Annotated in this window: 13 protein-coding genes and 1 pseudogene; 12 read left to right on the top strand and 2 right to left on the bottom strand. The window is 43.1% G+C overall.

Translation table 11 applies throughout. The features are described from left to right. Window positions 1-210 precede the first annotated feature (210 nt). Entirely contained in the window at window positions 211-576 is a 366-nt protein-coding gene (locus AC04Q1_RS22220; protein WP_478366741.1) for a response regulator, read from the top strand. A gap of 108 nt (window positions 577-684) precedes the next feature. Here the strand turns inward: AC04Q1_RS22220 and AC04Q1_RS22225 are convergent, their stop codons facing one another. Beyond that, entirely contained in the window at window positions 685-1,689 is a 1,005-nt protein-coding gene (locus tag AC04Q1_RS22225; RefSeq protein WP_478366742.1) for an SDR family oxidoreductase, read from the bottom strand. A gap of 277 nt (window positions 1,690-1,966) precedes the next feature. On the opposite strand from AC04Q1_RS22225, the gene AC04Q1_RS22230 reads away from it, so the two are divergent. Together AC04Q1_RS22230 and ligD are read left to right on the top strand one after the other, a co-directional pair. Further along, window positions 1,967-2,125: a DUF3606 domain-containing protein gene (locus AC04Q1_RS22230; RefSeq protein WP_478366743.1), complete on the top strand. Its 159-nt coding sequence runs from the start codon at window positions 1,967-1,969 to the stop codon at window positions 2,123-2,125. A 37-nt stretch (window positions 2,126-2,162) separates the two neighbouring features. Further along, window positions 2,163-5,053: pseudogene (gene ligD, locus AC04Q1_RS22235) on the top strand (DNA ligase D). A gap of 46 nt (window positions 5,054-5,099) precedes the next feature. On the opposite strand, the gene AC04Q1_RS22240 reads toward ligD, so the two are convergent. After that, a complete protein-coding gene (locus AC04Q1_RS22240; RefSeq protein WP_478366744.1) occupies window positions 5,100-5,561 on the bottom strand; it encodes a DUF1810 domain-containing protein in 462 nt (153 codons plus the stop codon). 143 nt (window positions 5,562-5,704) lie between these two features. Between AC04Q1_RS22240 and AC04Q1_RS22245 the strand changes: the two genes are divergently transcribed. From AC04Q1_RS22245 to AC04Q1_RS22285, 9 genes are all read left to right on the top strand, one after another. Continuing rightward, window positions 5,705-5,971, top strand: a complete 267-nt coding sequence (locus tag AC04Q1_RS22245; RefSeq protein WP_478366745.1) for a hypothetical protein — start codon at window positions 5,705-5,707, stop codon at window positions 5,969-5,971. A gap of 82 nt (window positions 5,972-6,053) precedes the next feature. Next, the gene (locus tag AC04Q1_RS22250) at window positions 6,054-6,437 is read left to right on the top strand and encodes a DUF3606 domain-containing protein (RefSeq protein ID WP_478366746.1); all 384 of its coding nucleotides are present in this window, start codon (window positions 6,054-6,056) and stop codon (window positions 6,435-6,437) included. 4 nt (window positions 6,438-6,441) lie between these two features. After that, complete coding sequence (locus tag AC04Q1_RS22255; RefSeq protein ID WP_478366747.1) at window positions 6,442-6,873, top strand: DNA-formamidopyrimidine glycosylase family protein; 432 nt, start codon at window positions 6,442-6,444, stop codon at window positions 6,871-6,873. Between the two features lie 14 nt (window positions 6,874-6,887). Next, complete coding sequence (locus tag AC04Q1_RS22260; protein ID WP_478366748.1) at window positions 6,888-7,211, top strand: hypothetical protein; 324 nt, start codon at window positions 6,888-6,890, stop codon at window positions 7,209-7,211. A 50-nt stretch (window positions 7,212-7,261) separates the two neighbouring features. Then, the gene (locus AC04Q1_RS22265; protein WP_478366749.1) at window positions 7,262-7,444 is read left to right on the top strand and encodes a hypothetical protein; all 183 of its coding nucleotides are present in this window, start codon (window positions 7,262-7,264) and stop codon (window positions 7,442-7,444) included. A gap of 273 nt (window positions 7,445-7,717) precedes the next feature. Continuing rightward, on the top strand, window positions 7,718-7,909 hold the full coding sequence (locus AC04Q1_RS22270) for a hypothetical protein (RefSeq protein WP_478366750.1): 192 nt from the start codon (window positions 7,718-7,720) through the stop codon (window positions 7,907-7,909). A gap of 234 nt (window positions 7,910-8,143) precedes the next feature. Beyond that, complete coding sequence (locus AC04Q1_RS22275; RefSeq protein ID WP_478366751.1) at window positions 8,144-8,350, top strand: DUF3253 domain-containing protein; 207 nt, start codon at window positions 8,144-8,146, stop codon at window positions 8,348-8,350. Between the two features lie 138 nt (window positions 8,351-8,488). After that, on the top strand, window positions 8,489-8,779 hold the full coding sequence (locus AC04Q1_RS22280) for a lipid-binding SYLF domain-containing protein (RefSeq protein ID WP_478366752.1): 291 nt from the start codon (window positions 8,489-8,491) through the stop codon (window positions 8,777-8,779). A 61-nt stretch (window positions 8,780-8,840) separates the two neighbouring features. Then, window positions 8,841-9,227 carry a hypothetical protein gene (locus tag AC04Q1_RS22285; protein WP_478366753.1) on the top strand — a complete coding sequence of 129 codons (387 nt, stop codon included), beginning with the start codon at window positions 8,841-8,843 and terminating at the stop codon, window positions 9,225-9,227. Window positions 9,228-9,609: the final 382 nt, after the last annotated feature.

Below are 9,609 nucleotides of genomic sequence, written 5' to 3' on the forward strand. Positions count from 1 at the left end.
GGCTGTGTTTTTCGGTTAGGGTAATTTAGGTATTTTGACTTATATATGGAATCCTGATGGATGACGAGTTTGTTAAGTTTAAGAACAATGTTGCCCTGAATAGTCTAATAAAAGGGAGACAGGACAAAATATAGCCAGTAGTTGTATTATTATTCTCGGAAAACACGTATTTTTGATACCTGCCCGTTTCTGTTGGTGGGATTTTAGGTTATGGCTGAAAAAATTTTGGTGATTGACGATGATGAATTAATGCTTGAGGCACTGGAATTTTTTTTAATCCAGGAGCATTTTCAGATCCGTACTGTGGCAAAAGCGGAGCGCGTCGAACTTGCGATTGCCGATTTTAAACCTGACCTGATTGTGATGGATATCCATCTGGATACTGCTGATGGAAGGATCATATGTGATGGCCTTAAATCAAATTCAGGAACTTCCCACATTCCTGTAATTTTGCTGACAGGTCTCGCCTACGATGAAATTGCACGGATTGACTGTCAGGCAGACGCAATTATCGGAAAACCTTATGATAACGGCTCGCTACTTCACACTATCCACCAGTTTCTAAAAACAGATTAGCAGTCGGCTATTCCCGCACAAGTTTTTAGGGGATAAGTCTGATATGGGATTTGAGCAATAACCCTCCGTCCCGTCAAGCGGAAATTTTTACTGAATGTTATTGTTGCATTAAGGTTGTCCATTTCCTCCTGCTGCGCCATATATTTGACCGGTAGAATAACTGGCATCGTTAGCTGCAAGTTGCACATATATCGAAGCCAGTTCCGCTGGTTGCCCGGGCCTGCCTAGTGGGGTTTCTTTTCCAAATTCCTTTAACTTTTCGGGAGTGGAACCTCCTCCCATCTGTAGAGGTGTCCAGATCGGGCCCGGTGCCACGCCATTTACCCTAATCCCTTTTGGACCTAATTGCTTAGCCAATGATTTAATAAAATTTGTTGTTGCTGCTTTTGTCTGTGCATAATCGTAAAGGTCGGCGGAAGGATCTGTAGCTTGTACCGAGGTCGTACCGATTATCGCAGAGCCAGGTTTTAAGTAGGGCAACGCAGCTTTTATGATCCAAAATGGCGCATATATGTTGGTTTTGATCGTCCAGTCAAATTGTTCGGTAGTGATATCGGTGATTGAGGGGTTACTTTGCTGACGTGCCGCATTACTAATCAGGATATCAAGACCACCCAATTCTTTGGCTGCAGTATCCACCAGTTTTTTGCAAAAGTTTTCATCACGTAAATCGCCTGGTATTGCGATGGCTTTTCTACCCGCCTTTCTGATGAGATCGACTACCTCTTTTGCATCGGGTTCTTCCTGTGGAAGATAATTGATCGCTACATCCGCGCCTTCGCGTGCATAAGCAATCGCAGCAGCACGTCCCATGCCCGAATCACCCCCTGTTATCAATGCTTTTCTGCCTGCCAGCCGGCCTGAACCTTTGTAACTGGTTTCACCATGGTCCGGTCGGGGATCCATTTTGCTTGCCAGGGCGGGCCAGGGTTGGTTCTGGTGAATAAAGGGTGGTTTTGGATATTTCGTGGTTGGATCTTCCAGAGGTATTGGGAAGGTGCTATCAAATGGCAGCGCTGTTGCAGTGAATGTCGGTGCTAAAGATAAGGTGGCGATTCCAAGACCAAGCCCCTGCACTGCTTTCCGCCTGCTGATGTTGTTCTCATTTTTCATAATCCGGTTTTTTAGGTATTAGCACAACCATGCTTTTATTCATTTGGTTTTCGCGTTGTTGAAATTGAGGAGGATTAATACCTTAACCTATTATGTTGATTGCCTGGAAATCTTAACAATCGAGTTTAGGATATGGACGATGCGGAAGAAAATGGATACGTTAAACCCATAACTAATTCTAAGAGTAAGTGTTATTGTTGAATTTCATTGAAGGGGAGCTCTGAAAACCAATTTGAAAATTAGATGTTATTATCCTACACCCTAAAAGAAAAACATTATGGCAAGAGGAACAAAAGTGGAACGCAATTCGGTTTCGAACCAGGACCACGAAATCAACTATGAGGCAAATAAACTGGATGTTAAACCTGGCAAGATAAAAGATGCTAAGGAGTCGGCCGGCAACCAGCGAAAAGCGATAGAAAAAAAGGTTAAGTAATTACGATGAGCCCCGATTGGGGCTTTTTTTAGCTCTTATGAAAATTGCAACCTACAACATCAACGGCATCAATGGCCGTTTGGACAATCTGCTGCGCTGGCTTAAAACCGCCAGTCCGGATATAGTATGCCTTCAGGAGCTTAAATGCGAGAATAAGAATTTCCCTGAACAAAAATTAAAAGATGCCGGCTACCATGCCGTCTGGCAAGGCGAAAAAAGCTGGAACGGGGTTGCTGTGCTTTCCAAAAACGAAATCAAGGAATTAAGGCGCGACCTGCCGGGCGAGGATACTGAGTATGCCCACAGCCGCTACCTTGAGGTTTTCACCTTTGGGATAGTCATCGGCTGCCTCTACCTTCCCAACGGTAATCCCTACCCGGGACCGAAATTCGAATATAAAAAAAGATGGTTTTCAAGATTATTGGCACATGGCACAACCTTGTTAGCAACAGGATTACCGGTAATGTTAGTGGGCGACTATAATGTTATGCCTACTAACCTTGATACCTATAAGCCTGAAAAATATAAAGACAATGCACTCTTCCAGGATGAGATCAAAACGGCTTATGCAAATCTGGTTGCCCAGGGCTGGACAGATGCCATCCGTACGCTTTATCCTGACAAGCCCATTTACACCTTTTGGGACTACCTGAGAAAAGCATACGAACGCGACGCGGGTCTTCGCCTTGACCATTTTTTGTTGAGCGAAGATCTTGCAGAGAAACTTTGCTCAGCTGAAGTGGACAAAGAGGTCAGGGGATGGCAGGGGACCAGTGATCACGCTCCGGTATGCATACAGCTTTCTGATAAACCATCCGCTAAAAAAACAACTAAATCCAAAAAAGGCAAACCGGAAAAAATCGATGGAATAATTCCTGCAGACCTTCGGCATCTACTTGATGAGGCCGAAAAAACCGATATGCCAAAAGGCTTAAAACCCATGAAGGCCACCTTGGTGGATGCCCCCTTTGATGAACCCGGCTGGCTCTACGAAATCAAATGGGACGGATACCGGGCATTATCCTATTTAAGTAGCTCCGGCACTTCAATCTATTCCAGGAACAACTTAGAATTCACACAATTTACTTCTGTTTCAGAAACACTGACACATCTAAATCTAAATGCTATTATTGATGGGGAAATTGTAGCACTAAAAGATGATGGCACTGCTGATTTTGGTGCGCTCCAGAACTGGAAGAATACCCAGCGATCCAAACTCATCTATTATGTATTTGATATCTTGTGGCTGGAGGGTTATTCGCTATTAACGCTGACCCTGGCAGATAGGAGAAAGCTGCTGGGAAGGGTGATTCCAAAAGACCATCCCAACATCAAGCTCAGCGAGGCCTATCAGACCAGTGGCATTGATTTTTTTGAGGCCGCAAGAAGAATGAAACGGGAAGGCATCATCGCGAAACGTGCGGACAGCTATTATTCCTCAGACAGCCGCTCCAGGGAATGGCTGAAGATCAAGGCCAAGCGCAGACAGGAAGTGGTGATTGGCGGCTATACCCGGAACGAAGGAACCGAGAAATATTTTAGTGCGTTGGCTATCGGCGTCTATGATGCAAGGGGGGTACTGCATTATATCGGGAAGGTGGGTACAGGATTTAACCAAAGTTCTCAAAAAGAACTTATGGCGGAATTTGAAAAGATCGCTACCTCTAGATGCCCGTTTGACGTGGAACCCGACGTGGACGAACCTTCGCAGTTTCGCCCGCAACGCCTGGGCGCAAAACCGACCTGGCTCAAGCCTACGCTGGTGTGCGAAATTGAATTTGCAGAACTGACTACCGATGGCAAGGTAAGGCAAGCCTCTTTCAAAGGATTAAGGGCAGATAAAAACCCCAAAGAAGTTGTGCTTGAACTGGAAAAAGATACCGGATCCGTTGTAGATGAAGTTGCACTGGAACATGATCTCAAGGACAGTCCTAAACAGGAAAAACCTGCGGCAGCACCAAAACCTAAAAAGGGAAAGGCGCTGAAAACCACTGGCAGGCTTCTTCTGGAAGGCCCATCAGAAACGCAGGAGAAAAAAGTAGATGGGCACGTGCTGAAATTTACCAACCTTTCCAAGCTCTATTGGCCGGAGGATAAAGTGACCAAACGGGACATGTTCAACTATTACGATCAGGTCGCTCCACTTATGCTACCTTACCTACTGGACCGGCCAATGTCGCTAAACCGTTTTCCAGGCGGCATCCACGGAGAAAGTTTTTACCAAAAAAATGTCCGGGAAACTGCGCCAACATGGGCACGGACAATGCCCCATACCAATGAGAAAGGCGAAGAAAAAAGCTATCTATTGGGCAATGACAGGGCTACTCTTTTGTGGATGGCAAGCCTTGGCTGTATTGAAATGAACCGTGGTTCAGCAGGGCAGCCTCGCCTGATTATCCGGACTACTGCGTGATAGACCTGGATCCCGACAAGAATACTTTTGAACAAGTGATCCAGGCCGCTCAGGTTACCAAAGGGATACTGGATGCCATTGGCGTCCCGAGCTTTCCCAAAACCTCAGGCTCAACGGGCATGCATATCTATATTCCACTCGAAGCCAAATATACCTATGAACAATCTCAATTATTTGCAAATATTATCGTTAGGCAAGTGAACAGGGAACTTCCAAAATTCACTACGTTGGAAAGAACCATTTCCAAACGTGGTGGAAAAATGTACCTAGATTTTCTGCAGAACAGGCCAGGTGCCACGATTGCAGGTGTTTACTCACTTAGACCAAAACCCGGCGCCACGGTATCAATGCCACTGTTATGGGATGAAGTAAAACCTGGACTAAAAATGCGTGATTTTACCATCCTCAATGCCATTGATAGATTGAAGGAAACCGGCGATCTGTTTTCAGGTGTGCTGGCGGAGGGTATTGATATGGGTGCTGCAATTGCCATGGCAAGGGATACTTTTGACTAGGTTATAATCCACAATATACGTATATATTAAACAGATACCATTAAAGTCATAGCGCAAGTATGCACATCGTTTTGATATCTTTCTCTCCGGAAAAAAATGCATCCAGTACCTGTTGGAACACTGCCGGAGCATTCGGAACAGAAGCAAATAAGCTCATACTTGACCGAAGTTTTAGATCATCCGGATTCCCAAAAACTTCATTTGCACTACTGTCTTTGTGAAGGAGTATTTTTTCACTGATTTCGATCAGCCTGGTGCCCAATAAAGGATGCTTGAGATATGCTGAAGCCTGCTCAAGGTCACTTATGGCATAATATTTTGCGGTCTCGGAAAACCCAAGGCCCCGGATCTGAGGGAAAATGTACCACATCCAGTGGGACTGTTTTCTGCCCCTGCTGATCTCATCGAGCGCAGTTGTATAGTCTCGTTCCTGTGCTGTAATAAATTTTTTCAGATCCTCATCCCCGGCAGCTCTTGAACTACCTTTATAATCATCTTTATCTTCCATAGGTTCAAATTCAAAAGGTTATATGAACCAACTATTGGCATTATTAAATAGTTTTAAGATTCATTATAATACCGGTTTTTCACGGGCAGAACAAATACTAAAACCATCCTCTTTTTTTATTGTTAACTCCAGATACAGGCATTATGGAAAATTATCAGATCAGTATCAGTTTGGAGAAAAAGGTTCATCATTTTGAAGTCGGAGAATACCTGCATCAGGATGGGGAAGGTTGTAAGGTAAAAGTTTTTCAGCAGGGGAATTATGTAGCCAGCTTTGAACCCGACTGTCACGGTCTCCTGAATATCTGCAAGAATCCCGGAAGGCTGAAGGAAGAACTGTTGCACCTACTGGCAGACCAGATCGAAGCGCACCATCCGCATGGGATCAATAAAGATTTAAAAGAGAAATAATGGAGGTCATTTTTAAAATGATTTATTTTCAAAATGATATTTGAAATATAGTTATAAAGTATAAAAATCAAAAGCACATCCTATGCCATGGTACAATGGGGATTACCCACCATCATATAAAAACCAGCCTATCTTTTTGAGGGATAAGGCCGTTGAGATCGCAAATGCATTGCTGGAAGAAGGGGTGGAAGAAGGTATAGCCATAGCCACAGGACTTAAAAGTGCAAGGCAGTTTTTTCAGAATGATTCCTTGCATGAATCTGATGAGCTGCATGAGATCGAAGATGATCAGGGAACATTGGAACCCGGCGATTTTGGAATAACAGATGGAACAATAAATACCGAGAACCGAACCGAACTTGAATATTGGGCGCAGCAGTTCCAGATCAGTACAGATGAACTCAAGGCCGCTGTGGTTATGCGGGGCAATAAAGTCTCAGAAATTAAAAAGTATCTAAAAACATAATTTTATGGCAGAACTCCCGGATTTAGAAGTATTTTCCAGGATCCTTACCCGAAGATATGGCGGGAAAATACTGGAGAAAATTGATGTAGAAATAGAAAAAAAGCTTAATGTTTCCAGCAGGAAACTAAAAGAGGCGCTGGAAGGCCAAAAGCTTTCTTCAGTAACGCGTTCCGGTAAAACGCTGCAGCTTCATTTTGGTGAAAACGGCGTTTTAGGGCTACACCTTATGCTCCGCGGGGAACTTAAGGCATTAGGAGAGGGGCGGCCGAAATTCCCGGTGCTGGTTTTTCAATTTAAAAGTGGTGTAGGGTTTGCAGTTACAGATATGCAGAAACAGGCTACGCCAACTCTTAATCCACCTACAAACAATATCCCAGATGCTTTGGATCTGAATTATCCTGATTCAAAGAACTGGTGGAGAACAAAAAAACAGTAATCAAAACACTGTTGATGGATCAGAAAAAAATCCGTGGGATAGGTAATTCTTATGGGGATGAAATCCTTTACCATGCCGGAATTTCCCCTTTTTCAATTGCTGGTAAAATCCCGGAAGAAGATGTCAAAAGGCTTTATAAAAGCATCCATTCCGTTTTGGAAACGGCCATTAAGAAAATCGAAAAAGAAAATGGCGATGAGCTCGTAGGAGAACTCAGGGATTTCATGCAGGTCCATAGCCCGAGATTAAAAAAGACCCCGAAGGGCGAGGAAATCCTTTCTGAAAAAATCAATGGGAGAACATCTTATTATACCAGATCCCAAGAGCTTTTCCATTAGATCTGGCTAAACTATTCGCCTAAAAACATGTTCTATAATAAAAAAATATCATGGAAGAGAATATTGATCCAAAAGACAAGGAAACTGAAGACAATGGCGGGCAGTCGCAAAATAGCCCAAATGAGGAAAAAGAAGTGGATGATAATGATGTGCAGCGCGGTTTAACAGGTGAAACCGACGATGAAGAAGATGTTGGTGGTGACCTTGCAGGCAATGCGGGTGGGAATACCTAAATTTTAATTGACAATCATCTTCAACATCATACATTTTGTTGTGGCTAGTTGGAAGGCTGATTTTCTGATCTTCCTTCAATGAAAAACCGGATTACCAGCCGATCCGGTTTTTTATTGCCCGAAAAAAATGCATTCGATCTTTTATCCAGAATTTCTGATATTCTATCTTAGGTGGCATATTTTTTCTTTGTCTCTTAGAAATGCAGATTTGGCCTCATTTGCAAAATAGTCAAAACTATTCCCCATCGATCGGGATTGTATCTATAAAAAGATATGAAAATATTCAGGATATTTCTATGTGTTACAGCTATTGCTGGAATGGGCCTGCAGGGATGCCATAACCCTTCAGAAAAGGGTAAAAAAACGAAGTTAAAAATGACTTCAAAGGATACCACTGCAAAGAAGGCTGATACTTTACAGCAGCAGGAAAGGCTTGATCCGGGAGATTCAGTGAGGAAATATTAGTCGTTCTCTTTACATCGGAAAGAATGACCACCATCCTATGGCGCTTTCATGTCGAAAGGGATTCAAAGAAATATTGTTCCCCAGATTGTAAATGGCAGATGAAAATAAGTTGTTATTAACCTATCCCTACATTTTGTGACAAGCTTATTATAGATTGAAGCTAACGAAATTGGTATATTGGATGATGACATAGGATGAAATAAGCAGTCGCTGTCTCAACTCGTTAAAGCCCTTATGCAACAGCCAAATCTTATATCTGAAACAATCTTGTCCGTCGCCAGCCAGCGTGGCGCTGAAAAAAGTACGTGTCCATCCGAAATTGCCCGTATGCTTTTTCCCGGGGACTGGCGGGAGCATATGAAAGAAATTCTGGATATTGCTATCGGTCTGCATAACCAGGAAAAAATATTAATTACCCAAAGGGGATATCTGTTGATTTGAATCCTATTAAAGGTCCTGTTCGAATTAAGATCAATTGCCCTTAGCTCCATTATTAGTAATTTGGTTTAGTGCTCTCCAATCGACTTCCTGCATAACTCTTCGCATGCGGATTACCGATATTAAACTTCGACTGAACTTGTGCTGGTTTTTACCAATGCCAATAGCCTGACTGCTATCAAAAAAAGCAGCTTTACCCTTGGGAGTGATCTTTCTGTAGCGGCAGGTCCTGTGGGACGAAGTTCTGCAGTGAATACCGATTACAAACTCGATGCCGAGGTGTATTCCTATTTCCGTAGTAAGGGGCTTTTTGCCGGGCTCTCTGTAAACGGCGCTTCGCTGGAGATTGACGCGGCTGCAAATGCAGTGGTATATGGCAAGGATATGGATGTGGCTGAAATCTTTGCCTCTGAAGGGGACCCCGATGATTAAATAGGTGATCTCAAATCTGCGATTACCAAAATGAAGTGCTTGAAATGATTAATTTTAGATCATGAAGAAAATCATTTTAGTTTTACTGCTGGCAATTGCTGGCTTTTCAGGTTATACGCAGACCTACCAGGCGATTACCAGCAAAAATAAGACTTATCTGGAAACGCTGAAAGGGGTGAGTTTTACTTATAAGCAAGGGGTGGTTACCCTGAAAAATAACGGAAAGTATGATCTGGGTACGGTGAGTATAACCGTTTCATCCAAGGTGGACAGTACTTTGTTCGGGATTGCCCTGTTTGAGGAAGGGCTTGAGAAAGGGGCCAGCGTTAAGGCTACTGTTTATTTTACTACAGGCCTGGGCAATGATGTTCGTGAAATTTCCTTAAAAGATGTTGATCAGAAGAATCTGGTGCTGTCCTTTGATAAGGCGACCAGGGCTGTGAAGTGATTGGGGTGTTAATACAGACATGTTTATTGGTGAGCATTAAATTTTTTTAAAGGCTCGTTTCCAGGTATGAGGTTATCTATAGCAAAGAAACTTATATAAAGTGGAAATGCTTTTATCCTGGCGGCAGTTGAATTTATATGTAGTTAAGGGCTATTACAGTGCAGAGATCAGTCCTTTGTTAAGATAAGGAACGAAAGGGTGTCGGACTTAGTGGTGTAATTGGTTGTGAGTTAGTGTTTTGAATAATCGTGATTTTGATTTGATGCCAAAAACTCACTTTTAATTAATTTCATTTCTTATAGATGTTTAGCGTCGTAGCTGGGCATTTCGGCAAAAATGGCCGCCCGTTCCGCTTTTAAGCCGTGTCACCCCATTTCGCTTT

The sequence above is a fragment of the Pedobacter humicola genome (assembly GCF_056490705.1).

Bases quoted from the DNA above. Each gene is read 5' to 3' on its own strand.
- AC04Q1_RS22230 (WP_478366743.1), top strand. From the start codon at position 1,967: ATGGCAAGAGGAACAAAAGTGGAACGCAATTCGGTTTCGAACCAGGAC.
- AC04Q1_RS22220 (WP_478366741.1), top strand. From the start codon at position 211: ATGGCTGAAAAAATTTTGGTGATTGACGATGATGAATTAATGCTTGAG.
- AC04Q1_RS22245 (WP_478366745.1), top strand. From the start codon at position 5,705: ATGGAAAATTATCAGATCAGTATCAGTTTGGAGAAAAAGGTTCATCAT.
- AC04Q1_RS22285 (WP_478366753.1), top strand. From the start codon at position 8,841: ATGAAGAAAATCATTTTAGTTTTACTGCTGGCAATTGCTGGCTTTTCA.
- AC04Q1_RS22255 (WP_478366747.1), top strand. From the start codon at position 6,442: ATGGCAGAACTCCCGGATTTAGAAGTATTTTCCAGGATCCTTACCCGA.
- AC04Q1_RS22240 (WP_478366744.1), bottom strand. From the start codon at position 5,561: ATGGAAGATAAAGATGATTATAAAGGTAGTTCAAGAGCTGCCGGGGAT.
- AC04Q1_RS22260 (WP_478366748.1), top strand. From the start codon at position 6,888: ATGGATCAGAAAAAAATCCGTGGGATAGGTAATTCTTATGGGGATGAA.
- AC04Q1_RS22250 (WP_478366746.1), top strand. From the start codon at position 6,054: ATGCCATGGTACAATGGGGATTACCCACCATCATATAAAAACCAGCCT.
- AC04Q1_RS22270 (WP_478366750.1), top strand. From the start codon at position 7,718: ATGAAAATATTCAGGATATTTCTATGTGTTACAGCTATTGCTGGAATG.
- AC04Q1_RS22265 (WP_478366749.1), top strand. From the start codon at position 7,262: ATGGAAGAGAATATTGATCCAAAAGACAAGGAAACTGAAGACAATGGC.
- AC04Q1_RS22275 (WP_478366751.1), top strand. From the start codon at position 8,144: ATGCAACAGCCAAATCTTATATCTGAAACAATCTTGTCCGTCGCCAGC.
- AC04Q1_RS22225 (WP_478366742.1), bottom strand. From the start codon at position 1,689: ATGAAAAATGAGAACAACATCAGCAGGCGGAAAGCAGTGCAGGGGCTT.